Origin of the sequence: Cupriavidus necator A5-1 (assembly GCF_000744095.1) — a bacterium.
Classification (GTDB): Bacteria; Pseudomonadota; Gammaproteobacteria; order Burkholderiales; family Burkholderiaceae; genus Cupriavidus; species Cupriavidus necator_A.
Map to the genome: position 1 here is coordinate 650,772 of NZ_JQLI01000008.1, position 21,432 is coordinate 672,203.

Genomic DNA, 21,432 nt, shown 5'->3' on the forward strand with positions numbered 1-21,432 from the left:
GCTTGGCTCAGTGCCCGGCGCAGACCGGGCAATCCGGCGTGCGCGCCAGCCGCATCGTGGTCCATTCCATCGACAGCGCATTGACCATCAGCAGCCGCCCCGCCAGGCTGTCGCCGACGCCGGCGAGCAGCTTGAGCGCCTCGGCCGCCTGCACCGTGCCGACCATGCCGACCAGCGGCGCGAACACGCCCATGGTGGCGCAGGCCACCTCCGGCGCGGGCTCGGCCGGCGGGAACAGGCAGGCGTAGCAGGGCGCATCCGGCTGGCGGCGGTCGAACACGCTGATCTGGCCGTCGAAGCGCAGCGCCGCGCCCGACACCAGCGGCACCTTGTGGCGCACGCAGGCGCGGTTGACCGCCTGGCGCGTGGCGAAGTTGTCGCAGCAATCCAGAACCACGTCGGCCGTGGCCACCAGTTGGTCGAGCTCGGCATCGCCCACGCGCGCCGGCACCGTCACGATCTCCAGGCCCGGGTTGATACGCAGCATGCCTTCGCGCGCGGAATCGACCTTCGGCCGGCCCACATTGGCGGTGGTGTGGATGATCTGGCGCTGCAGGTTGGTCAGGTCGACCTCGTCGTTGTCGACCACAGTGATGCGGCCCACGCCGGCCGAAGCGAGGAAGGGCAGCGCGGCCGCGCCCAGGCCGCCCGCGCCGATTACCAGCGCGTGACCGGCAAGTAGCCGGCGCTGGCCTTCGATGCCGAGCTCGTCCAGCAGGATGTGGCGGGAGTAGCGCAGTAGCTGTTCGTCGTTGAGGCCGTCGTCGCTCATGAAGTTAATCCCCGAGTGCCAAAGAGGAGAGCGGTTTTGGGTGCGCCAAAGCCGCCCGAGCTGGCCCAAGCAAGGTGTTCTCCCTCTCCCCTCAGGGGGAGAGGGTTGGGGAGAGGGGTGGGCTAGCAAGCAGCCACATCAAGCGAAGCCAACGGTTTGAACCCACCGCCCTCAGCCTTTGACACTCCTGCCCTCTCCCCCCTCTCCCGCAAGCGGGAGAGGGGGGCAAACCGGCGGTGTAAAGCAGCGCCTCAGGGCGCCTTGCCCGTCGGCGTACCCAACGGCTCGCCCATCGGCGCGCTGGCCGGCGGCTGCTTGCCGGGGGCCGGAGCGACCGGCTTGGCGGCCGGAGCGCTGGCACCCTTGGCGCCGCTCTTGCCCGAGGGCTTGGCTGCTGCCTTGCCGTTGTCGGCCGGCGGGTTGGTCTCAAGCCGCGACTTGGAGCGCTTGACCGGCTGGCCATTGAGCTGGGCCACGGCCTGCTGCAGCATGAAGTCGTCGGCCGAGCCGAATTCCACCGGCTTCTTGCGGCGTTCCTTCTCGCGTTCTTCCGGCGACTTCTTCGCGTTTTCTTCTTCCAGGCGGCGCAGTTCTTCCACGCGGCGCTGCTCGCGTTCGGTCATTTCCGGCTCTTCCGATTCCTGCTTGTTGTGCAGGTGGCGCTCGGTATCGATCTCGCGTGTGATCAGCGCGTCGTCCGGATCGCCTTCGGGGTTCTGATCGACCGGTATGTCAGGGCGGATGCCCTTGGCCTGGATCGACTTGCCGCTCGGCGTGTAGTAGTACGCGATGGTCAGCTTGATGCCGGTTTCATTGGTGAGCGGACGCACGGTCTGCACCGAGCCCTTGCCGAAGGTGGTCTTGCCCATGATCTGCGCGCGGTGGTGGTCTTGCAGCGCGCCCGCCACGATCTCGGAAGCCGAGGCCGAGTAGGCATTGGTCAGCACCACCATCGGGATCTTCTTGTAGATCGCGGGCAGGCCCTTGAGCGGATCGTCTTCCAGCGAGGACAGGCGGTAGTTGCTGTACGACGCCTTGTAGACGCGCTTGGCATCGGGCACCTGGCCGTTGGTCGACACCACCGTGGCGTCGTCCGGCAGGAAGGCCGCGGCCACGCCGACCGCACCCTGCAGCACGCCGCCGCCGTTGTTGCGCAGGTCCAGGATCAGCCCCTTCATGTTCGGGTTCTTCTGCGCCATCTCGGCCAGCTTACGGGCCAGGTCGGAAACGGTGCGTTCCTGGAAGCTGGTCAGGCGAATCCAGCCGATATTGTTGTCGAGCATCTTGGCCTTGACCGACTGCACGCGGATCTCGGCGCGCGTGATCGAGACCGGGAAGGTGCGTTCCTCGCTCTTGCGGTAGATCGTCAGCGTGACCTTGGTGCCAGGCTCGCCGCGCATGCGCTTGACTGCCTGCTCCAGCGGCAGGCCGCGCACGGGTTTGTCGTCGATACGGGTGATCAGGTCGCCCGGCTGGATGCCGGCACGGAACGCGGGCGTATCCTCGATCGGGTTGATCACCTTGACCAGGCCTTCTTCCTGCGAGATCTCGATGCCGAGGCCGGCGAAGCGGCCGCGCGTGCCTTCCTGCAGTTCCTTGAAGTCTTTCTCGTCGAGATAGGACGAGTGCGGGTCGAGACTGGCGACCATGCCCTTGATGGCTTCGGTCAGCAGCTTCTTGTCATCGACCGGCTCTACGTACTCGCGCTTGATCTGCCCGAAGATATCGGCCATCAGCCGCAGCTGGTCCAGCGGCAAGGGCCCCGATGAATTCTGGGCGGTCGCCGAGATCTGCAGCGTGGCGAGCACGCCGGCGACGAGGCCGACAGAGACTAGGCTGATGTTCTTGAGCGTCTTGCGCATGAGGGCTGCCTGAACGTGTACTTGGTGTACGGAGTGTACGTGTGGGGATTATGCCGGCTGCGGCCGCCCGGCGCTGGGCGGTTTGTCCGACAGTATAAGTCCGTGCGTAGAACGGGGCCTGCCACGCCCCGGTTCAGGGTGGGCGGCCGCACACGCGCGTACACATGCGCCTGTGGGAGCCACCCGGACCGGCTTCCGGACCGGCTTCAGCGTGCCTTGCCCTGGTTGGCCACGGCCGCCAGCGAGGCGGCGATGGCTTCCTGGTCGCCCAGGTAATAGTGGCGCAGGGGGCGCAGGTCGGCGTCCAGCTCATAAACGAGGGGGGTGCCGTTGGGAATATTGAGTCCGACGATATCGTCATCCGAAATCTGGTCAAGGTACTTTACCAGCGCGCGGATACTGTTGCCGTGCGCGGCAATGACCACACGCTTGCCGGATTGGATGTCGAGGGCGATCGATTCGTTCCACAGCGGCAGCACGCGCGCGACCGTATCCTTCAGGCATTCGGTCAGCGGGACCTGCTCGCGCGGCACATTGGCGTAGCGCGGATCGTTGAACGAGGCGCGCGGATCAGTCGGCTCCAGCGCGGGCGGCGGGGTGTCATAGCTGCGGCGCCACACCAGCACCTGCTCGTCGCCGAACTTGGCGGCGGTTTCGGCCTTGTTCAGGCCGGCCAGCGCGCCGTAGTGGCGCTCGTTCAGGCGCCATTCGTTGCGCACCGGGATCCACATCAGGTCCATTTCGTCCTGCACGTGCCACAGCGTGCGGATGGCGCGCTTGAGCACCGAGGTGTAGGCGAGATCGAAGCTGAAGCCGGCATCCTTGAGCAGCTTGCCGGCCAGGTTGGCCTGGGCCGCGCCGGTTTCGGTCAGGTCGACGTCGACCCAGCCGGTGAAGCGGTTTTCAAGGTTCCAGGTGGATTCGCCGTGGCGGATAAGGACGAGCTTGTACATGCTGCTGCTTCCAGAGAGTAGGTAACCTGTGCGTGCGTCCGCGCCGTCACTCCGAGTGCTTCATGGCTTTCTAATGTGAACTCCATGTCTCAGGCAGGCGACAATGGCGGCTGGCCATGCAGCGGCAGGCCCCGGACGCCAAACCGCGTATTTTATAATGCCGCCGACCCAACCTACCGGAATGCCAACGTGAATTTCTTTGCCGACTACAACAACCTCGCTCTGATCGCCCTCGCCGTGGTCTCGGGCGGCCTGCTGGCCTGGCCCGCGATCTCGCGCAGCACCGGCGGCAAGACCGTCAATACGGCCGTCGCCACCCAGCTGATCAACAAGCGCGGGGCGGTGGTGGTCGACATCCGCGAGCCCGCCGAGTATGCCAAGGGGCACCTGCCGCAGGCCAAGAGCGCCCCGCTGGCTGACCTGCCCGCGCGCGCGGCCGGCCTTGCAAAGGACAAGGCGGCCCCCATCATCGTGATATGCCAGACCGGCCAGCGCTCGGGCAAGGCCCAGGCAGCGCTGAAGGAAGCCGGTTACAGTGAGATCTACACGCTCGAGGGGGGCATCGCCTCCTGGCAGCAGGCAGGTCTGCCGCTGGTGAAGTAATCCAGGCAATTCCGGCCCGTATTCCGCTACACAGCGCGCCGCCCGGCCCACAGCCGGTGCGTGCGCCGCATTGCATTCAAAAGGAGAACCCGCATGGCCCGCGTCGTCATGTACAGCACCGTGGTGTGTCCGTTTTGCGTTATGGCTGAACGCCTGCTGAAGTCTCGTGGCGTGGAAACGGTCGAGAAGATCCTGATCGACCGCGAACCCGGCAAGCGCGAAGAGATGATGTCTCGCACCGGCCGCCGCACCGTACCGCAGATCTACATCGACGATACCCACGTGGGCGGCTTCGACGACCTGTCGGCGCTGGACCGCCAGGGTGGCCTGGTGCCGCTGCTGGCTGCCTGAGCGCCCCGCGACTGCTGCTCGCTCGGAACCGTCTGATTCCGGGCCGGCTTTGCCCCGGCGCGGGTGAAATCGCCATCCGCGTCATGTACCATATGCGCTTTCTCACTTTTCCAACCGGGCACCGGCCAGCCCTGCACCCATCAGGGGCTGCCGCCACCACGCCCAACGCCCATCTTCCCGGAAGCCTTTCATGAGCGACCAGCAAAACACCCAGCAGGACGATCAACCCTTCTTCAATATCCAGCGCGTCTACCTGAAGGACATGTCGCTGGAGCAGCCCAACTCGCCGGGCATCTTCCTGGAATCGGAAGCCCCGTCGGTGGAAGTGCAGGTCAACGTCGGCGCGTCGCAGCTGCAGGAAGGCATCTTCGAGGTGGTGGTGACCGGCACCGTGACGACCAAGGTGCAGGACAAGGTCGCCTTCCTGGTGGAAGCGCACCAGGCCGGCATCTTCGATATCCGCAACGTGCCGGTGGAGCAGCTCGACCCGCTGCTGGGCATCGCTTGCCCGACCATCCTGTACCCGTACCTGCGCAGCAATATCGCAGACGTGATCACCCGCGCCGGCTTCCAGGCCATCCACCTGTCGGAAATCAACTTCCAGGCGCTGTACGAGCAACGCCTGCAGGCGGCCATGGAAGAAGCCCAGGGTGCCGAAGGCGGCAGCAGCGGCATCGTGATGCCCGACGGCAGCCAGGCTCGCCACTGATTCCGGCGTCCGGAGTCATGCATCGGAACGGGGCTGCGGCCCCGTTTCGCCTTTTTGGCTCCGGGGCTACTATCGACTGCGCCCATCCTCCGTGCGAGCTCCCATGAAACTGACCTTCCTTGGTGCCGGTGCCTGGGGCACCGCCCTCGCCAGCCATGCCGCGGCCACCAATGACGTGGTGCTGTGGGGGCGTGACCCCGCCCAGCTCGCCGCCATCGCCGCCACGCGCGAGAACGCTGCCTACCTGCCGGGCGTGACGCTGTCCGAGCGGCTCGCGGTGCAGGCGGATTTCGAGCTTGCGGTGGCGCATGCCGCGGACGACCCGGACGGCATCGTGGTGGTCGCTACGCCGGTGTCGGGCCTGCGCGAGATGACGCGCCGGCTCGCCACGCGTAGCGCGCGGCCGGTGACGATGCTGTGGCTGTGCAAGGGCTTCGAGTCCGGCACGCACCTGCTGCCGCACCAGATGGTGCGCGCCGAGCTCGACGCCGCCGGGCGCGCCGAGGGCTTCGACTACGGCGTGCTGACTGGCCCGAGCTTCGCCCGCGAAGTGGCGCAGGGCATGCCGTGCGCGCTGACGGTGGCGGGCAGCGTGCCGTCGCTGGCCGAGCGCGCGCAGGCGGCCTTCCACCACCACGCCATGCGCATCTACGGCAGCGACGACCTGACCGGCGTGGAAGTGGGCGGCGCGGTCAAGAACGTGCTGGCGATCGCCACCGGCGCCAGCGACGGGCTGGGCCTGGGCCTGAACGCGCGCGCCGCGCTGGTGACGCGCGGGCTGGCCGAGATGACGCGGCTGGGCCTGGCGCTGGGCGGGCGCGTCGAGACTTTCATGGGCCTGGCAGGCGTGGGCGACCTGATCCTGACCGCAACCGGCGACCTGTCGCGCAACCGCAAGGTGGGGCAGCAACTGGCGGCGGGGCAGAGCCTGGACCAGATCCTGGCCGAACTGGGCCATGTGGCCGAGGGCGTGCGTTGCGCGCAGGCGGTGGCCGAGCTTGCCGCCGCGAACGGCGTCGAGATGCCGATCGCCCGCGCCGTGTGCGCGGTGCTGTTCGACGGGCTGAGCGCCGCCGATGCGGTAGCGCAGCTGCTCCAGCGCGACGCGCGCGACGAGTGACAGCGCGCGTGACCCAACCTTCCTGACGATACTTCCCGCATGCCTACCCGCCGACACGCGCTGATCGCGCTTGCCGCTGCCTGCGCTGCCGGCGCTTCCGCCAGCGTGCTCGCCCAACCCTGGCCCGCCCGGCCCATCCGCATGGTGGTGCCGTTCCCGCCGGGCTCGTCGCCCGACCTGATCGCGCGGATCGTGACCGAGAAGCTTGCGACTGCGCTGGGCCAGCCGGTGGTGGTGGAAAACCGCCCCGGCGCCGGCGGCAATGTCGGCACCGGCATGGTGGCGCGCGCCGCGCCCGATGGCTATACGCTGGTGTTCACCATCAACGGCCCGCTTGTCACCGCGCCGACCCTGTCGCGCAACCTGAACTACGATCCGTTCCGCCAGCTCGCGCCGGTGACGCTGGTGGCGACCTCGCCCAACGTGCTGGTGGTCGATGCACGCCTGCCGGTCCACACCCTGCGCGAATTCGTCGCGCTGGCCCGGTCGAAACCGGGCGAACTGAACTACGGCTCGCCCGGCAACGGCAGCGCCTCGCACCTGGCGATGGAGCAGCTCAAGGCAATGGCGGGCATCGACCTGCAGCACGTGCCGTATCCCGGCTTCCCGCAGGTCACCACTGCGATGGTAGGGGGGCAGGTGCAGGCGGGCTTCATGGTGCCGGCGATCGCGATGCCGCAGGTCAATGCCGGCAAGCTGCGCGTGCTGGCCGTGACCACCACGGGCCGCACCGCGGTGCTGCCGTCGGTGCCGACGGTGGCGGAATCCGGCTATCCAGGTTTCGAAGCGATTTCGTGGCAGGCAGTGCTGGCGCCAGCGGGCACGCCGCAGCCGGTGATCGACCGGCTCTACCGCGAACTGGTGGCGATCATCGGCAGCGCCGATGTGCGCGACAAGATGCGTGCGCAGTATTTCGTGCCGGCCGGCACCGCGCCGGCGTCGCTGCGCCAGACCATGGCAAGCGAGAAGGCGCGCTGGGACAAGGTGATCCGCGCGGCCGGGGTGCAGCCGGAATAAACGGTACGGCGGCGCTCAGCTGCCGCCCGCGAACCCGTTCTGCCGCCACGCTTCGAACACCACTACCGCGACCGTATTCGACAGGTTCAGGCTGCGATTGTCAGGCCGCATCGGCAGCCGGATTCGCTGCGCCGGCGGGAACCACTCGCGTCGCTCGGGCGACAGGCCACGCGTCTCGGAACCAAACACGAACCAGTCGCCCGGGCGGAATTCCACCTGGCCAAACGGCGTCGAGCCGCGCGTGGTCAACGCGAACATGCGCGTGGGATCGGGCTGTTCGCTGGCCATCAGCGCGTCCCAGCTCTCGTGCACGCGCATGGTGGCGTACTCGTGGTAATCCAGCCCGGCGCGGCGCATGCGCGCATCTTCCAGCGGGAATCCCAGCGGTTTGACCAGATGCAGCTGCGCGCCGGTGTTGGCGCACAGGCGGATCACATTGCCAGTGTTGGGTGGGATTTCCGGTTCGACCAGGACGACGTTGAACATGATGCGGGAGTATCTCGGGCGCCGGGTGCCGCCCTTCGTCAGAACGGTGCGCAGCTTACCGCGCGCACCGTTCACTGTCATCCGGGCCTAGGGCGTGCGCAGCGCCACGATCACACTGACGCGGGCAGCACCATGCGCTTTGAGCACGCGGGCCGCTTCGTGCAGGGTGGTGCCGGAAGTCATGACATCGTCTACCAGCGCCACATGCTGGCCATCCAGCCGCATGGGACGCCCCAGCCGGAACGCATTGCGCAGGTTCACCTGCCGTGCCACCAGGTCCAGCGAGGCTGCCGGTATCGCGTTGGCGCTGCAGCAGCACCGGATCGGCGCGCAGGCCAAGACCGCGCGCCAGCGGCCGCGCGATCTCCCAGGCCTGGTTAAAGCCGCGCGCGGCGAGGCGTTGTGGCGACAGCGGAATCGGTGCTACCAGGTCGGGCGGTCCAAGCCGGGCGCTGGCCCACGCCGCCGGCAGTCCGGCCGCCAGCCGGGCCGCCAGCCGGGCCACCAGCCAGCCCGCCAGCGGCAGCGCCTAGCCGAACTTGAGCGCCAGTACCAGGTGGTCCTGCGGCGAGGCATAGTCGCCCAACGTCCAGGCGTGGTCGAACGCCGGCGGCATCGCGGCGCACGCCGGGCAGCTGAAATGACGCCCCAGTGGCAGCGCGCAAGCGATGCAGCGCCGCACCGGCCGCAGCAGGTCGCCGGCGCAGGGCGCGCACACCACGTCGCGCTGCACCGCGCCGCACAGCGCGCAAGCGCTCGGCAGCAGCGCCGGCCCGGCGCCGGCCAGCGCGCTCCGGGCGGCCAGCGCGGCGCGCGCGTATACTTGCCGTCCGGCCGTGGCCCATCGGGCAAGGCGGCCGCGTTCGCCCGGCGCCCGTGCCTGCACCTGTGCCGCTTCCTGGTCTTCTTGCTGCCCTGTCTGTCCGTGTCCCTGCATGCCGCTGAATCCCCCGACCCCAACGCTTTCCTGCCGCCCGCGCGCCTGACCCGGCTCGCCTTCGACCGGCGCAGCCGAGGCTTCGGCCAACTGGACTTCCTGCTGGGCGAGATCGGCCGCCGCATGCAGGAGCGCATGGAGGTGATCCGCCTGGCGCCGCAGCGTGCGCTGGATATCGGCTGCGGCCACGGCCAGGGCCTGGCGGGGCTGCGCGCGCGCTTTCCCGATGCGCACATCGCCGGGCTCGATATTTCCGGCGCGATGCTGGCCGAAGCCGGCCAGCGCGACCCGCAGCGCCGTCCGGGCTGGCTTGGGCGCATGCTGGGCAAGCGGCCCCTGTTCGACCTGGTCCAGGGCGATCTTGCCACACTGCCTTTTGCGCCCGCGAGCTTCGACCTGCTGTGGTCCAACCTGGCGCTGCACTGGCATCCGGAGCCGCACCGCGTGTTCCCGGAGTGGCACCGCGTCACGCACGACGAGGGGCTGGTGCTGTTCTCGCTGTTCGGCCCGGATACGCTCAAGGAGTTGCGCGCCGCCTTTGCCGAAGTCGACGACGCGCCCCATACGTTGCGCTTTGTCGACATGCACGATATCGGCGACATGCTGGTGCACAGCGGCTGGTCCACGCCCGTGATGGATATGGAATCGCTGACCGTGACCTACGAGTCGCCCGCCACGCTGCTGCGCGAGGTGCAGGCCTTCGGCGGCCTGCGCGGCCCGGAGGGCGCGTTGCCGCAGGGCTTGCGCGGCCGCGGCTGGTACCAGGCGCTGACCCAGGCGCTGGAGCGCCGGCGCAACGCCGACGGCGTGATCCCGCTGACTTTCGAGATCGTCTACGGCCATGCGTGGAAGCTGGCGCCGCGCGGCGGCCAGGCGCTGGACGACCAAGGCCGCGCCGTGGTGCCGCTGGACCAGATCGGCCGTGCAAGGCCGCGCAAGGCAGGTTAAAACAGAGTTAACTTGCACGTGCGACAGATTGCCGCAGACCGAGCGCTGGCGCGGCGTGCAGGGAGATTGCGGGGCGTTTGCGCATGCACAGAACCAAGCGGCGCGCAAGCCTTCCGGTCAAGGTGCGCCCTTGTCCGTGTAGGGGAAGCGCCCTATAATGCGCCAGTTTGTCGCAGTGGTCCCCTGGCACAAGAACGTCCTGGTTTTGCACCCGCACTGTGCAACCCGGGCGCCATCGTCCCGGGTGTGCATCCGATGCAGAGTGGTTGGCGATGCAAGACTTGGGTATCGCACTCCAGACGGCAGGTGGTGACTCCGGCGGAAATCTCGACGGACCTCTCCCCACGCCCCACGACTGGCTGATGAAGCGAAATTGCTCGCTGTCTCCACGCCAGGTCGGCTGGTTTTACCTCTCGATCCTCACTGTTTCGCTTGCCATCGCGTTGTTTTTCGCGTGGCAAGGGTCCTGGCTCGTGCTGCCGTTTGCCAGCATCGAGCTGATCGGGCTGGGGATCGCGCTGCTGGTGTATGCGCGCCATGCGACAGACTATGAGCGCGTCAGCATTACCGACGGCATGCTGGTCGTGGAGACAGCCAGCGGCACAAAGGTGACGCGCCAGGAATTCAACCCGCGCTGGGTGCGGGTCGAACTGGGTGAATCGTTCCGCGCGCTGGTGACGCTGCGCTCGGGCGGGCGTGAGGTACAGGTGGGGTGTTACGTGGACCCGTACCGGCGACGCAAGTTCGCGCAGGAGCTCGCAGCGGTCCTGCGTCGCCTCTGAGGAGGCGGCGGGGGCGGAGGCGGGGACAGATCTGAATCTGTAAATTGGGTAGATAACAAATGAAAATGTGGAAGAAGGCATCCGCAGTTTGTCTGGCAGGTGCGTCCCTGCTTGCCAGCCAGGCGGCGTCCGCGGTGAGCGACATGCCAGGCGGCCCCGCCGTGCGCCAGCTCAACCTGACCGAGCCGGTTACCAAGATCGCCGAACAGATTCACTGGCTGAACTGGATGATGCTGATCATCTGCACGGTGATCTTCGTCGCGGTGTTCGCCGTGATGTTCTATTCCATCTTCACGCACCGCAAGGCCAAGGGCTCCAAGCCAGCTTCCTTCCACGAAAGCATCACGGTCGAAGTGATCTGGACCATCGTCCCGTTCCTGATCGTGATCGCAATGGCCCTGCCGGCCACCAAGACCGTGGTGGCGATGAAGGACACCACCAACTCCGACATCACCATCAAGGCCACCGGCTACCAGTGGAAGTGGGGCTATGACTACCTGAAGGGCCAGGGCGAGGGCATCTCCTTCGTGTCGACCCTGACCACCCCGCGCGAGCAGATCAACAACGAGCAGCCCAAGTCCAACACCTACCTGATGGAGGTGGACAACGAGCTGGTCGTGCCGGTCAACAAGAAGATCCGCATCGTCACCACCGCCAACGACGTGATCCACGCCTGGATGGTTCCGGCCTTCGGCGTCAAGCAGGATGCGATCCCGGGCTTCGTGCGCGACACCTGGTTCAAGGCTGAGAAGATCGGCGTGTACCGCGGGCAGTGCGCCGAGCTGTGCGGCAAGGAACACGCCTTCATGCCGATCGTGGTGCGCGTGGTCTCCGATGCCGACTACACCAAGTGGGTCGATGGCAAGAAGAAGGAGCTGGCGGCCAAGGCCGACGATCCCAACAAGACCTGGACACTGGACGAGTCGAAGGTGCGCGGCGAGAAGATCTACGCCGCCAACTGCGCGGTCTGCCACCAGCCCAACGGCAAGGGCGGCGGCGCCTTCCCGGCGCTGGACGGCTCCAAGGTCGTGAACGGCCCCAAGGCCGGCCAGATGCACATCCTGCTGGAAGGCAAGGGCGGCATGCCGTCGTGGAAGCAACTCTCGGATACCGAGCTGGCCACGGTGATGACCTATACGCGCAACGCCTGGAGCAACAAGACGGGTGAAGTGATCCAGCCGAGCGACTTCGTGAATGGCCGCGCGGGCAAATTCCCCGAAGGCGGCGGCGCGGCAGGCGGCGAGGCTCCCAAGGCCGAAGCCAAGCCTGCAGACAAGCAGGCCAGCCTCGCGGGCGACCGCGTCGCGGGCTGACCCGCTGAAGACAGAACAGGATTAGAGGAGCATTTGCGATGAGTACTGCTACCCCGGACGCGCTCGCCCATCCGCACGATCATGCGCATGACGACCACGCGCACGATCACCCGCATGGCTGGCGCCGCTGGCTGTTCGCCACCAACCACAAGGACATCGGCACGCTGTACCTGCTGTTCTCGTTCATCATGCTGCTATCCGGTGGCGTGCTGGCGCTGCTGATCCGCCTGGAGCTGTTCGAGCCCGGCCTGCAGTTCTTCCGCCCCGAGCTGTTCAACCAGTTCACCACCATGCACGGCCTGGTGATGGTGTTCGGCGCGATCATGCCGGCCTTCGTCGGCTTCGCCAACTGGATGATCCCGCTGCAGATCGGCGCGTCCGACATGGCGTTCGCGCGCATGAACAACTTCAGCTTCTGGCTGCTGCCGCCCGCTGCGCTGCTGCTGGCCGGTTCGTTCTTCGCTCCCGGTGGCGCCACCGCCGCTGGCTGGACCCTTTACGCGCCGCTGTCGGTGCAGATGGGCCCGGGCATGGACATGGCCATCTTCGCGATGCACATCATGGGCGCATCGTCGATCATGGGCTCGATCAACATCATCGTGACCATCCTCAACATGCGCGCCCCCGGCATGACGCTGATGAAGATGCCGATGTTCTGCTGGACCTGGCTGATCACCGCCTACCTGCTGATCGCCGTGATGCCCGTGCTGGCCGGCGCCATCACGATGGTGCTGACCGACCGCCACTTCGGCACGAGCTTCTTCTCGGCCGCCGGCGGCGGTGACCCGGTGATGTACCAGCATATCTTCTGGTTCTTCGGCCACCCCGAGGTCTACATCATGATCCTGCCGGCGTTCGGGATCGTCTCGCAGGTGGTGCCGGCGTTCTCGCGCAAGCGCCTGTTCGGCTACAGCTCGATGGTGTACGCCACCGCCTCGATCGCCATCCTGTCGTTTATCGTGTGGGCCCACCACATGTTCACGACCGGCATGCCGGTGACCGGCCAGCTGTTCTTCATGTACGCGACCATGCTGATCGCGGTGCCGACGGCCGTGAAGATCTTCAACTGGATCGCCACCATGTGGCGCGGCTCGATGACCTACGAGACCCCGATGCTGTTCGCGATCGGCTTTATCTTTGTGTTCACCATCGGCGGCTTCACCGGCCTGATGCCGGCGGTGGCCCCGATCGACATCCAGCTGCAGGACACCTACTTCATCGTGGCGCACTTCCACTATGTGCTGGTGGCCGGCTCGCTGTTCGCGCTGTTCGCGGGCTTCTATTACTGGGGGCCGAAGTGGAGCGGGTTCATGTACAACGAGACCCGCGGCCAGATCCACTTCTGGGGTTCGCTGATCTTCTTCAACGTGACCTTCTTCCCGATGCACTTCCTGGGCCTGGCCGGCATGCCGCGTCGCTATGCCGACTACCCGACCCAGTTCGCGGACTTCAACGCGATCGCGTCGATCGGTGCCCTGGGCTTCGGCCTGATGCAGGTGTATTTCTTCTTCTTCGTGGTGCTGCCGTCGTACCGTGGCGGCGAGAAGGCCGCGGACAAGCCGTGGGAAGGTGCCGAGGGCCTGGAATGGACCGTGCCGTCGCCGGCGCCGTTCCACACCTTTGAAGTGCCCCCGCAGGTCCGCTAAGGCGGCACCAGCGTAATCAGGCAGCGGGAGGCGGCAGCGTCCGCCTCCCGCGCCGGCAGGTAAGCAAATGATGCAGGCTCCAGACAAAAATCCATCACACCCGGACCAGAAAGCCGCCAACCGGCGCCTGGGCCTGATCCTGCTGTCGATCGTGGTGGTTTTCTTTTTGGGGTTCTTTGCCAAGATGGTGTTCCTTGGCTGAAGTGGCCGGGTAGCTGCAGGGTAGCGAGATGAGCATCGACCAGCAGGGCAGGGAAGCAGAGAAGCGGTTCAACCGCGGCATGATGCTGCGGCTGGTCGTGATCGTGGCCGTGATGTTCGGCTTCGGCTATGCGCTGGTGCCGCTGTACAAGAAGATCTGCGAGATCACCGGCATCAACGTGATCACCACGCGCGAGCTGCACGGCGCGGTGAAGAACACGCAGGTCGACAAGAGCCGCACCATCACGGTGGAGTTCGACTCCAACGCGCGCGGGCCCTTCGCCTTCCGGCCGGTGAAGAACAGCATGGAAGTGCATCCCGGCGAGATGGCGACGATCGTCTACGAGGTGGCCAACGGGCAGCCGCGCGATATCTCGGCGCAGGCGATCCCGAGCTACGCGCCCAAGCAGGCGACCCAGTATTTCATGAAGCTGGAGTGCTTCTGCTTCAAGCAGCAGACGCTCAAGGCGAAAGAGGCGCGCGAGATGCCGGTGGTGTTCGTCATCGATCCCGCGCTGCCCAAGGATGTGAAGAACATTACGCTGTCGTACACCTTCTTCGAGGTGGGCACGCCGGTGGCGCAGGCGCCCGAAGGCCAGCTGGCGCCGCAGCCGGCGCCGGCAGGCAAGGGCATCTGAAGCCGGCCGGCGCGGCATGCCGGCGTTGCGGAGGACGGGCGATGGATGAGATGAAGGACGCGGTCAAGCGCAAGATGTCGTTCGCGCAGACCATGCGCGCGGTGCTGTGGTCGTTCATCGGCCTGCGCAAGGGCGCGGAGCACGAGCGCGACATGGCCAGGCTGAACCCGGTGCACGTGGTGATCGCCGGAGTGATCGCGGCGGCCATCTTCATTGCGGTGCTGGTCGTCATCGTGCGCTTGGTGGTGAGCCAGGCGGCGGGGTAGCAGGGCAGGAAGGGTAGACAAGAAAAGCAGTCGCAGGCAGTCGCAGAACAAAACAGCCGCAGCGGCGCGGCCGGCCCAGAGGAGGCGGGCGGCCCGGAGCGCCAAAGCGCGGATAACGAATACCGAATCAAAGACTCTGAGCTGGAGAAAAAAGAATGAGTGCGAATCGCGCAAACGCTCCGTACTACTTCGTGCCGGGCCCGTCGCGCCACCCGATCACGGCAGCCTTCGGCCTGCTGATGAGCGGCGCGGGTGCCGCCGGTTGGGTGAACGGGCAGCCTTGGGCGCCGTACCTGTGCGGCTTCGGCCTGCTGTGGTTCCTGTTCGTGCTCAAGAGCTGGTTTGGCGATGCCATCAGCGAATCCGAAGGCGGCATGTACGGCAGGAACATCGACGTGTCGTTCCGCTGGTCGATGGGCTGGTTCATCTTCTCCGAAGTGATGTTCTTCGCCGCCTTCTTCGGCGCGCTGTTCTACGCCCGCGCCATTGCCATGCCGTGGCTGGGTGACCTGAACAACAAGATCCTGTGGCCCGACTTTGCCGCCGTGTGGCCCAACCTCGGACCGGCCGGCGTGGTGGAGTCGTTCCAGACCATGGGCCCGTGGCCGATCCCGACCATCAACACCGCGCTGCTGCTGATGTCCGGCCTGACGCTGACCTGGGCGCACCACGCGCTGCTGGCCGGCAAGCGCAGCCAGCTGATCCAGGGCATGGTGCTGACCATCCTGCTGGGCGCGATCTTCATGTGCCTGCAGGTGTACGAGTACATGCACGCCTACTCGGAACTGAACCTGAAGCTGACCTCGGGCATCTACGGTTCGACCTTCTTCCTGCTGACCGGCTTCCACGGCTTCCACGTGACCATGGGCGCGATCATGCTGGCGGTCGTGCTGGGCCGTGTGCTCAAGGGCCACTTCACGCCCGAGAACCACTTTGCGTTCGAAGGCGCCGCCTGGTACTGGCACTTCGTTGACGTGGTGTGGCTGTTGCTCTACGTCGTGGTGTACTGGCTGTAAGTCACGCTGTACCCGCCGGCAGGGCCCCGACCGGGGCCGCCGGCGCCGACGCAAAAGACAAACGCCGCAGGAGGCCTGCCAGCCTGCGGCGTTTGTCTTTTGCGGGGCCTGGTGTTTCAGGGCGTCGTCATGCGGATGCCCGTGCTGTGGATCCAGCCCATCCAGTTCGAGAACAGGATGAACAGGAACAGCGCCACCGAAAAGCCCACGCGCAGCATCAGCGAGCGCATCATGTTGGGCGTCTTGCCGCGGTCGCGCATCATGAAGAACAGGGCGGAGGCCAGGCTGGCAATGATCAGGATAAAGGCGACGATGATGACAAAGCGCATGGCGGGGCAGGTTGGCTGCGGATCGGGCCGCGGTCTCGTTGGGGTAGCCGCGATGGGCATCGGATTCGCCCATTATCGCACCGGCCTCACGCGCGCGGCGCTGACGGGCATGATCGCGCGATGACGGCACGCCGCATCTTCAGCCCGCTGCCGCTGGCCGCCGCGCTGGTGGTGGTCGCCATCACCTGCGCGCTCGGCAACTGGCAGCTCAATCGCGCGCATGAGAAAGAAGGCCGCGCCGCGCGGCTGCAGGCGCTGGCAGCGCAGCCGCCGGTGGTGCTAGGCAGGGCGCCGCTGCCGCAACTTGTGACGGACCGCACCGTGCGTGTGACGGGGCGTTTCGACACGGCCCGCACCGTATTGCTGGATAATCGCCCCCACGGCAATGGCAACGACAGCCGCGCCGGTTTCCTCGTGCTGACGCCGCTGCGGATCACTGCACCTGAGCGCGCGCCCGCGAGTGATGTCGGCGCCATGCAGGCCGTGCTGGTACTGCGCGGCTGGCTGCCGCGCGACGCGCAGGACCGCACCCGGATCGCACCGTTCCCGACGCCGGAGAGTGAGGTGACCATCGAGGGCACGGCACTGGCGGCCGTGCCGCGGGTCTATAGCCTGGGCCAGCCGGCCAGCGCCGAGGCCGGCAGCAAGATCCGCCAGAACGTGGAGATTGCGGCGTATGCCACCGAAACCGGGCTGGCGCTGCATCCGCTGGTGGTCGAGCAGCGCAGCGATACCGGCGACGGCCTGGCGCGCGACTGGGCCCCGGCCGACCTGGGCGCGGACCGGCACTATGGCTACGCCTTCCAGTGGTTCGGGCTGGCCGTGCTGACGGTGGTGCTGGTGGTCGTATTGGGCTGGCGCCGCGCGCGCCGGCTGGCGGCGGGCTCGACCGCACCCTGAACCGAATGAACTGACGCACGCGCCCTCTCCGGGGCGTGCGCTTGCCGAAACAAAGGACAGACGTACCCATGGCACAGCAAGACTCCGCTCCGGCTCCGGCCGTCACGGCTACGCCGCCGGATCCCCGCATCGACGCGCGCACGCGCCGCGGCCGCTTCCAGATGCTGATGCTGTTACTGGTGTGCGCCTCGCCGGTGATTGCCTCGTATTTCACCTACTACGTCATCAAGCCGCGCGGCGGCGCCAGCAACTACGGCGCGCTGGTCGACCCGCAGCGGCCGATGCCGCCGGTGCGCGTCACCGACGAGCGCGGCCAAGCCGTGCCGCTGGAGCAGTTCCGCGGCAAATGGCTGCTGGTGACGTCCGATCCGTCGGCCTGCGACGAGGCCTGTGCGAAAAAACTCTTCACCATCCGGCAGATCCGCGCCGGCCAGGGGCAGGACCGCGAGCGCATCGTGCCGGTGTGGCTGATCACCGACGAGGGCAAGGTCGACGAACGCCTCAGCGCCGCCTACAACGAGCCCTACGCCGGCGTGCGCTTCCTGCGCATCGACCGCCAGGCCGCGCAGCAGTGGCTGCCGGCCGAGACCGGCAAGCGCGCCGAGGATACGATCTTCCTGGTCGACCCGCTCGGCAACCTGATGATGCGCTTCCCGCAGGACCCGGACCCCAAGAAGATGAGTGGCGACCTGAAGAAGCTGCTCAAGGTTTCGCGGATCGGCTGAGGGGGACGGCATGCTGCTGCAACTGGCCATCATCGGCATCCTGATCGCGCTGCTGCCCCTGTGCTACGTGCTGGTCAAGGGCGATCGCAACAAATACCGCAAGCTCGTCTGGATCACCGCATTCCTGACGCTGGACCTGATCATGTTCGGCAGCTTCACGCGGCTGACGGATTCCGGCCTGGGCTGCCCGGACTGGCCCGGCTGCTACGGCCACTCCAACCCGCACGCCGCGATGGAGCCGATCCGCGCGGCCGAGACCGCGCTGCCCAGCGGGCCGGTGACGCTGGTGAAGGCGTGGATCGAGATGATTCACCGCTATTTCGCCATGGCGGTGGGCGTGCTGATCATCGCGCTGATGGTGCTGGCGTGGGTCAAGCGGCGCGAGCTGAAGCAGTCGCCGTGGTTCGCCACCGGCGTGCTGGCACTGGTGTGCATACAGGGCGCGTTCGGCGCCTTTACCGTCACCATGAAGCTGCAGCCGATCATCGTGGTCACGCACCTGATGCTGGGCATGAGCCTGCTGGCGGCGTTGATCTGGCTGGGCTCGCGTAACGATCCGCCGCACCTGGTCGCACCGCAGGCGGCGCGCCTGCGCTGGCCGGTGCGCATCGGCCTGCTGCTGCTGGTGATCCAGATCTTCCTGGGCGGCTGGGTCAGCACCAATTACGCGGTGCTGGCCTGTACCGACTTCCCGCTGTGCAACGGCCAGCTGGTGCCGGATATGGACTTCGCGCACGGCTTCACGCTGTGGCGCCAGCTGGGCATGACCGCCGACGGCGACTACATCCCGCACGCGGCGCTGGTGGCGATCCACTGGGTGCACCGTGGCTTCGCCTTTATCGTGCTCGGCTACCTGGCGTGGTTCGGGCTGCGCGCGCGCCGGCTCGAAGGGCTGGACCGCGCGGCCGGCTGGCTGCTGGGCACGCTGGTGCTGCAGCTGGCCACCGGCATGTCCAATATCGTGTTCGACTGGCCCCTGGTGGCGGCGGTCGCGCACAACGGCGGCGCGGCGGTGCTCCTGCTGCTGCTGGTCCGCCTCCACTACAATATAGGGCTCGCGACCCGGGCCGCCCGCGCTCCTGCCCCCGTGCCGAACGCCGCCCGCGCCACATGAAAGACAAGACCCCTTCCGTGGTTACCGCTACACACCCCCATTCGCTTGGCAAGCTGAGCCGGATCCGGCACCTTGCCCGACAATATGCCGCCCTGACCAAGCCGCGCGTGACGCAGCTGGCGGTGTTCTGCGCCATCATCGGCATGTTCCTGGCCACGCCCGGCATGGTGCCGTGGCGCGTGCTGATTGGCGGCGCCGCCGGCATCTGGCTGCTGGCCGGGGCTGCGTTCGCCATCAATTGCCTGGTCGAGCAGAAGATCGATGCGCTGATGCGCCGCACGGCCTGGCGCCCATCCGCCACTGGCGAGATCACAACGCGGCAGACGCTGGTGTTCTCCGCCATCCTCGGCGGCGCGGGCATGTGGCTGCTGCACGAGTTCGCCAACGACCTGACCATGTGGCTGACCTTCGCCACCTTCCTGGGCTATGCGGTGGTCTACACCATCCTGCTCAAGCCGGCCACGCCGCAGAACATCGTGATCGGCGGGCTGTCCGGGGCGATGCCGCCGGCGCTGGGCTGGGCCGCGGTGGCTGGCGAGGTGCCGGCCGAAGCGTGGTTCCTGGTGCTGATCATCTTCACCTGGACGCCGCCGCACTTCTGGGCGCTGGCGCTGTACCGCCGTGCCGACTATGCCAAGTCCGGCCTGCCGATGCTGCCGATCACGCACGGCGAGCGCTACACGCTGCTGCATATCCTGCTGTACACGCTGGTCATGATCGCCGCGACGCTGCTGCCGTTCGTCTACGGCATGAGCGGCTACATCTACCTGGCGGCCGCGCTGGCGCTGGGCGCGGGCTTCCTGGCCTACGCCTGGAAGATGTACCGCAACTACTCGGACGAGCTGGCGCAGCGCACCTTCCGCTTCTCGATCCTGTACCTGTCGCTGCTGTTCGCGGCGTTGCTGGTCGATCACTACTTCAAGTTCGTGCCGCAGGTCTGACCCTGGGGCGCCTCGGCTGCGGCATCTTGTCGCGGCCGGCGCAGCGCGGCGGCGCGATCGGCGATACTGCAAGCTGTCGCCGCGCGCCTGCGGCGCCGCTGGTTCCCTCCCACCCCCTGACCGGTTCCCGCCGCATGCCCCGCCCCAGTCCTGCCTCCGGCCTGTTTTCCGCCTTCCGCCGCTTCTCCCTGCTGGCCGTGCTTGCGCTGGCCGTGGCTGCCTGCGGGCAGCAGAAGGCATCGTTCCGCAATGTCGACATCAGCGGTGCCGCCGACTTCGGCAAGGACTTCTCGCTGACCGACCATACCGGCAAGGTGCGCACTATCGCCGACTTCAAGGGCAAGGCGGTGGTGATGTTCTTCGGCTACACCCACTGCCCGGACGTGTGCCCGACCACGATGGCCGAGCTCAAGGCAGTGATGGAGCAGATGGGCCCCGACGCCGACCGCGTGCAGGTGCTGTTCGTGACGCTTGACCCGGAGCGCGACACGCAGGCGCTGCTGGCCCAGTACGTGCCTGCCTTCGACCCGCGCTTCCTGGGCCTGCGCCCGGCCGACGAAGCCGCGCTGCAGAAGGTGACCAAGGACTTCAAGGTGTTCTACGCCAAGGTGCCGGGCTCGTCGCCGAACAACTACACGGTGGATCACTCCGCCGGCAGCTATGTATTCGACCCGGATGGCCGCCTGCGCCTGTTTATCCGCCACGGCCAGGGCCCGGAACCGATCGCGCACGACCTGAAACAGCTGCTGTCGTGATGCCCGAGGGTGCGGCATAACGCCGCAGGTGTGCCGAACAGGCAAGCAAAAAGGCCGGTCCAAGTGGACCGGCCTTTTTGCTTCTGGCAGGGCGGCGGAATCAGGCAAAGGCCTGCAGCGCGCCCTTCATCTTCTTCATCGCCGCGGCCTCGATCTGGCGGATGCGCTCGGCCGAGACGCCGAACTCGTCGGCCAGCTCATGCAGCGTGGCGCCGCCCGAGCCGTCGTCCTCGACGTTCAGCCAGCGCGCCTCGATGATGCGGCGGCTGCGCTCGTCCAGCTTGGCCAGCGCTTCTTCCAGGCCTTCGACCTGCATGCGGTCGTGGCGCTTGGCTTCCATCACGCGCGTGGGCTCGTTGTGGTTGTCCGCCAGGTAGGCGATGGGGGCGAATTCCTCCTCGCCGTCGTCGATCTGGCCTTCCAGCGCCAGGTCGCCGCCCGACAGGCGGGTTTCCATCTCCATCACTTCTTCGGGCTTGACGTTCAGCTCGCGCGCCACCGCCTCGACCTGCTCCGGCGTGAACGTGTGCGAGCCCTGCTTGTGGCTGCGCAGGTTGAAGAACAGCTTGCGCTGGGCCTTGGTGGTCGCCACCTTGACCATACGCCAGTTCTTCAGCACGTACTCGTGGATTTCGGCCTTGATCCAGTGCATCGCGTACGACACCAGGCGCACGCCCTGGTCGGGGTCGAAGCGCTTGACCGCCTTCATCAGGCCGATATTGCCTTCCTGGATCAGGTCGGCGTGCGGCAGGCCGTAGCCCAGGTACTGGCGGGCGATCGACACGACCAGGCGCAGGTGGGACATCACCAGGCGGCGGGCGGCGTCAACGGAATCATGTTCGCGGAGCTCGCGCGCCAGGCGCTGCTCTTCCTCCGCGGTCAATAGCGGAATTCGGTGGACAGCCTGGATATAGCTGTCGAGATTGCCCAGCGTGGCCGGGAAGGTCAGCGCCAGGCTACCCCCATGCTTCGGGGCCGTCGGCAGACGGCTGGGGGTCAGGTTTTGGTCAGCAGACAAGACTGCGTTCACTCAATGGCTCCTTTCGCA

The 21,432-nt window shown here is 67.0% G+C and carries 24 protein-coding genes and 1 pseudogene; 18 read left to right on the plus strand and 7 right to left on the minus strand.

Translation table 11 applies throughout. The features are described 5' to 3' along the window. Nucleotides 1-7: 7 nt before the first annotated feature. The 3 genes from K307_RS27200 to gpmA form a co-directional block, all read right to left on the minus strand. Nucleotides 8-772, minus strand: a complete 765-nt coding sequence (locus K307_RS27200; protein ID WP_042883932.1) for a HesA/MoeB/ThiF family protein — start codon at nucleotides 770-772, stop codon at nucleotides 8-10. Between the two features lie 251 nt (nucleotides 773-1,023). Continuing rightward, nucleotides 1,024-2,634, minus strand: a complete 1,611-nt coding sequence (locus tag K307_RS27205; RefSeq protein WP_042883933.1) for a S41 family peptidase — start codon at nucleotides 2,632-2,634, stop codon at nucleotides 1,024-1,026. Nucleotides 2,635-2,840: 206 nt separating this feature from the next. Next, complete coding sequence (gene gpmA / locus K307_RS27210) at nucleotides 2,841-3,587, minus strand: 2,3-diphosphoglycerate-dependent phosphoglycerate mutase (RefSeq protein ID WP_042883934.1); 747 nt, start codon at nucleotides 3,585-3,587, stop codon at nucleotides 2,841-2,843. A gap of 189 nt (nucleotides 3,588-3,776) precedes the next feature. On the opposite strand from gpmA, the gene K307_RS27215 reads away from it, so the two are divergent. The 5 genes from K307_RS27215 (at nucleotide 3,777) to K307_RS27235 (ending at nucleotide 7,387) form a co-directional block, all read left to right on the plus strand. Further along, nucleotides 3,777-4,190: a rhodanese-like domain-containing protein gene (locus K307_RS27215; protein WP_042883935.1), complete on the plus strand. Its 414-nt coding sequence runs from the start codon at nucleotides 3,777-3,779 to the stop codon at nucleotides 4,188-4,190. 93 nt (nucleotides 4,191-4,283) lie between these two features. Further along, nucleotides 4,284-4,541, plus strand: coding sequence for a glutaredoxin 3 (grxC, locus tag K307_RS27220; RefSeq protein ID WP_042883936.1), 258 nt, complete (start codon nucleotides 4,284-4,286; stop codon nucleotides 4,539-4,541). Nucleotides 4,542-4,731: 190 nt separating this feature from the next. After that, the gene (gene secB / locus K307_RS27225) at nucleotides 4,732-5,250 is read left to right on the plus strand and encodes a protein-export chaperone SecB (protein ID WP_022533409.1); all 519 of its coding nucleotides are present in this window, start codon (nucleotides 4,732-4,734) and stop codon (nucleotides 5,248-5,250) included. 103 nt (nucleotides 5,251-5,353) lie between these two features. Then, complete coding sequence (locus K307_RS27230; protein ID WP_042883937.1) at nucleotides 5,354-6,370, plus strand: NAD(P)H-dependent glycerol-3-phosphate dehydrogenase; 1,017 nt, start codon at nucleotides 5,354-5,356, stop codon at nucleotides 6,368-6,370. A 39-nt stretch (nucleotides 6,371-6,409) separates the two neighbouring features. Next, nucleotides 6,410-7,387 (plus strand): Bug family tripartite tricarboxylate transporter substrate binding protein, encoded by a 978-nt coding sequence (locus K307_RS27235; RefSeq protein ID WP_042883938.1) that lies wholly within the window; start codon nucleotides 6,410-6,412, stop codon nucleotides 7,385-7,387. Between the two features lie 15 nt (nucleotides 7,388-7,402). On the opposite strand, the gene trmL is transcribed toward K307_RS27235, so the two are convergent. Both trmL and K307_RS27245 read right to left on the minus strand, forming a co-directional pair. Then, the gene (gene trmL / locus K307_RS27240) at nucleotides 7,403-7,873 is read right to left on the minus strand and encodes a tRNA (uridine(34)/cytosine(34)/5-carboxymethylaminomethyluridine(34)-2'-O)-methyltransferase TrmL (RefSeq protein ID WP_042887462.1); all 471 of its coding nucleotides are present in this window, start codon (nucleotides 7,871-7,873) and stop codon (nucleotides 7,403-7,405) included. 87 nt (nucleotides 7,874-7,960) lie between these two features. Next, nucleotides 7,961-8,810 (minus strand): annotated as a pseudogene (locus tag K307_RS27245) (ComF family protein). Here K307_RS27245 and K307_RS27250 point away from each other — a divergent pair. From K307_RS27250 to K307_RS27280, 8 genes are all read left to right on the plus strand, one after another. Further along, nucleotides 8,799-9,758, plus strand: coding sequence for a methyltransferase domain-containing protein (locus K307_RS27250; protein ID WP_196251623.1), 960 nt, complete (start codon nucleotides 8,799-8,801; stop codon nucleotides 9,756-9,758). The pseudogene K307_RS27245 and the gene K307_RS27250 overlap by 12 nt on opposite strands. Nucleotides 9,759-10,030: 272 nt before the next feature. Next, nucleotides 10,031-10,540 carry a DUF2244 domain-containing protein gene (locus K307_RS27255; RefSeq protein WP_042883939.1) on the plus strand — a complete coding sequence of 170 codons (510 nt, stop codon included), beginning with the start codon at nucleotides 10,031-10,033 and terminating at the stop codon, nucleotides 10,538-10,540. Nucleotides 10,541-10,599: 59 nt separating this feature from the next. Next, a complete protein-coding gene (gene coxB, locus K307_RS27260) occupies nucleotides 10,600-11,853 on the plus strand; it encodes a cytochrome c oxidase subunit II (protein WP_042883940.1) in 1,254 nt (417 codons plus the stop codon). A gap of 38 nt (nucleotides 11,854-11,891) precedes the next feature. Then, complete coding sequence (ctaD, locus tag K307_RS27265; protein WP_042883941.1) at nucleotides 11,892-13,499, plus strand: cytochrome c oxidase subunit I; 1,608 nt, start codon at nucleotides 11,892-11,894, stop codon at nucleotides 13,497-13,499. Nucleotides 13,500-13,569: 70 nt separating this feature from the next. Next, nucleotides 13,570-13,701 carry a cytochrome oxidase small assembly protein gene (locus tag K307_RS49870; protein WP_230626368.1) on the plus strand — a complete coding sequence of 44 codons (132 nt, stop codon included), beginning with the start codon at nucleotides 13,570-13,572 and terminating at the stop codon, nucleotides 13,699-13,701. Between the two features lie 28 nt (nucleotides 13,702-13,729). Next, entirely contained in the window at nucleotides 13,730-14,338 is a 609-nt protein-coding gene (locus tag K307_RS27270; protein WP_042883942.1) for a cytochrome c oxidase assembly protein, read from the plus strand. Nucleotides 14,339-14,379: 41 nt separating this feature from the next. Next, on the plus strand, nucleotides 14,380-14,604 hold the full coding sequence (locus K307_RS27275; RefSeq protein WP_042883943.1) for a DUF2970 domain-containing protein: 225 nt from the start codon (nucleotides 14,380-14,382) through the stop codon (nucleotides 14,602-14,604). A gap of 155 nt (nucleotides 14,605-14,759) precedes the next feature. Then, the gene (locus K307_RS27280; RefSeq protein WP_042883944.1) at nucleotides 14,760-15,620 is read left to right on the plus strand and encodes a cytochrome c oxidase subunit 3; all 861 of its coding nucleotides are present in this window, start codon (nucleotides 14,760-14,762) and stop codon (nucleotides 15,618-15,620) included. Nucleotides 15,621-15,736: 116 nt separating this feature from the next. Here the strand turns inward: K307_RS27280 and K307_RS27285 are convergent, their stop codons facing one another. Beyond that, the gene (locus K307_RS27285; RefSeq protein WP_042883945.1) at nucleotides 15,737-15,949 is read right to left on the minus strand and encodes a twin transmembrane helix small protein; all 213 of its coding nucleotides are present in this window, start codon (nucleotides 15,947-15,949) and stop codon (nucleotides 15,737-15,739) included. A gap of 120 nt (nucleotides 15,950-16,069) precedes the next feature. Here K307_RS27285 and K307_RS27290 point away from each other — a divergent pair, with 120 nt between their 5' ends. The 5 genes from K307_RS27290 to K307_RS27310 all read left to right on the plus strand — a co-directional run bounded on the left by K307_RS27290 (nucleotide 16,070) and on the right by K307_RS27310 (nucleotide 20,384). After that, the gene (locus K307_RS27290) at nucleotides 16,070-16,849 is read left to right on the plus strand and encodes an SURF1 family protein (RefSeq protein ID WP_042883946.1); all 780 of its coding nucleotides are present in this window, start codon (nucleotides 16,070-16,072) and stop codon (nucleotides 16,847-16,849) included. Nucleotides 16,850-16,917: 68 nt separating this feature from the next. Continuing rightward, on the plus strand, nucleotides 16,918-17,574 hold the full coding sequence (locus K307_RS27295) for an SCO family protein (RefSeq protein WP_042883948.1): 657 nt from the start codon (nucleotides 16,918-16,920) through the stop codon (nucleotides 17,572-17,574). 10 nt (nucleotides 17,575-17,584) lie between these two features. Then, nucleotides 17,585-18,688 carry a COX15/CtaA family protein gene (locus K307_RS27300; RefSeq protein WP_042883949.1) on the plus strand — a complete coding sequence of 368 codons (1,104 nt, stop codon included), beginning with the start codon at nucleotides 17,585-17,587 and terminating at the stop codon, nucleotides 18,686-18,688. Next, entirely contained in the window at nucleotides 18,685-19,629 is a 945-nt protein-coding gene (gene cyoE / locus K307_RS27305) for a heme o synthase (protein ID WP_042883950.1), read from the plus strand. The genes K307_RS27300 and cyoE overlap by 4 nt, the downstream gene beginning before the upstream one ends. A 134-nt stretch (nucleotides 19,630-19,763) precedes the next feature. Next, nucleotides 19,764-20,384: an SCO family protein gene (locus K307_RS27310; protein ID WP_042887467.1), complete on the plus strand. Its 621-nt coding sequence runs from the start codon at nucleotides 19,764-19,766 to the stop codon at nucleotides 20,382-20,384. 100 nt (nucleotides 20,385-20,484) lie between these two features. Here K307_RS27310 and rpoH read toward each other — a convergent pair whose 3' ends face one another. Continuing rightward, complete coding sequence (gene rpoH, locus K307_RS27315; protein ID WP_042883951.1) at nucleotides 20,485-21,414, minus strand: RNA polymerase sigma factor RpoH; 930 nt, start codon at nucleotides 21,412-21,414, stop codon at nucleotides 20,485-20,487. Nucleotides 21,415-21,432 lie beyond the last annotated feature (18 nt).

What these genes read in the sequence shown, in the direction of transcription:
- K307_RS27295 (WP_042883948.1), top strand. Translation starts at nt 16,918, where the DNA reads ATGGCACAGCAAGACTCCGCTCCGGCTCCGGCCGTCACGGCTACGCCG.
- K307_RS27200 (WP_042883932.1), bottom strand. Translation starts at nt 772, where the DNA reads ATGAGCGACGACGGCCTCAACGACGAACAGCTACTGCGCTACTCCCGC.
- ctaD (WP_042883941.1), top strand. Translation starts at nt 11,892, where the DNA reads ATGAGTACTGCTACCCCGGACGCGCTCGCCCATCCGCACGATCATGCG.
- K307_RS27310 (WP_042887467.1), top strand. Translation starts at nt 19,764, where the DNA reads ATGCCCCGCCCCAGTCCTGCCTCCGGCCTGTTTTCCGCCTTCCGCCGC.
- secB (WP_022533409.1), top strand. Translation starts at nt 4,732, where the DNA reads ATGAGCGACCAGCAAAACACCCAGCAGGACGATCAACCCTTCTTCAAT.
- K307_RS49870 (WP_230626368.1), top strand. Translation starts at nt 13,570, where the DNA reads ATGCAGGCTCCAGACAAAAATCCATCACACCCGGACCAGAAAGCCGCC.
- K307_RS27270 (WP_042883942.1), top strand. Translation starts at nt 13,730, where the DNA reads ATGAGCATCGACCAGCAGGGCAGGGAAGCAGAGAAGCGGTTCAACCGC.
- K307_RS27205 (WP_042883933.1), bottom strand. Translation starts at nt 2,634, where the DNA reads ATGCGCAAGACGCTCAAGAACATCAGCCTAGTCTCTGTCGGCCTCGTC.
- K307_RS27280 (WP_042883944.1), top strand. Translation starts at nt 14,760, where the DNA reads ATGAGTGCGAATCGCGCAAACGCTCCGTACTACTTCGTGCCGGGCCCG.
- K307_RS27255 (WP_042883939.1), top strand. Translation starts at nt 10,031, where the DNA reads ATGCAAGACTTGGGTATCGCACTCCAGACGGCAGGTGGTGACTCCGGC.
- trmL (WP_042887462.1), bottom strand. Translation starts at nt 7,873, where the DNA reads ATGTTCAACGTCGTCCTGGTCGAACCGGAAATCCCACCCAACACTGGC.
- K307_RS27300 (WP_042883949.1), top strand. Translation starts at nt 17,585, where the DNA reads ATGCTGCTGCAACTGGCCATCATCGGCATCCTGATCGCGCTGCTGCCC.
- K307_RS27285 (WP_042883945.1), bottom strand. Translation starts at nt 15,949, where the DNA reads ATGCGCTTTGTCATCATCGTCGCCTTTATCCTGATCATTGCCAGCCTG.
- cyoE (WP_042883950.1), top strand. Translation starts at nt 18,685, where the DNA reads ATGAAAGACAAGACCCCTTCCGTGGTTACCGCTACACACCCCCATTCG.
- K307_RS27275 (WP_042883943.1), top strand. Translation starts at nt 14,380, where the DNA reads ATGGATGAGATGAAGGACGCGGTCAAGCGCAAGATGTCGTTCGCGCAG.
- gpmA (WP_042883934.1), bottom strand. Translation starts at nt 3,587, where the DNA reads ATGTACAAGCTCGTCCTTATCCGCCACGGCGAATCCACCTGGAACCTT.
- grxC (WP_042883936.1), top strand. Translation starts at nt 4,284, where the DNA reads ATGGCCCGCGTCGTCATGTACAGCACCGTGGTGTGTCCGTTTTGCGTT.
- K307_RS27235 (WP_042883938.1), top strand. Translation starts at nt 6,410, where the DNA reads ATGCCTACCCGCCGACACGCGCTGATCGCGCTTGCCGCTGCCTGCGCT.
- K307_RS27290 (WP_042883946.1), top strand. Translation starts at nt 16,070, where the DNA reads ATGACGGCACGCCGCATCTTCAGCCCGCTGCCGCTGGCCGCCGCGCTG.
- K307_RS27230 (WP_042883937.1), top strand. Translation starts at nt 5,354, where the DNA reads ATGAAACTGACCTTCCTTGGTGCCGGTGCCTGGGGCACCGCCCTCGCC.
- coxB (WP_042883940.1), top strand. Translation starts at nt 10,600, where the DNA reads ATGAAAATGTGGAAGAAGGCATCCGCAGTTTGTCTGGCAGGTGCGTCC.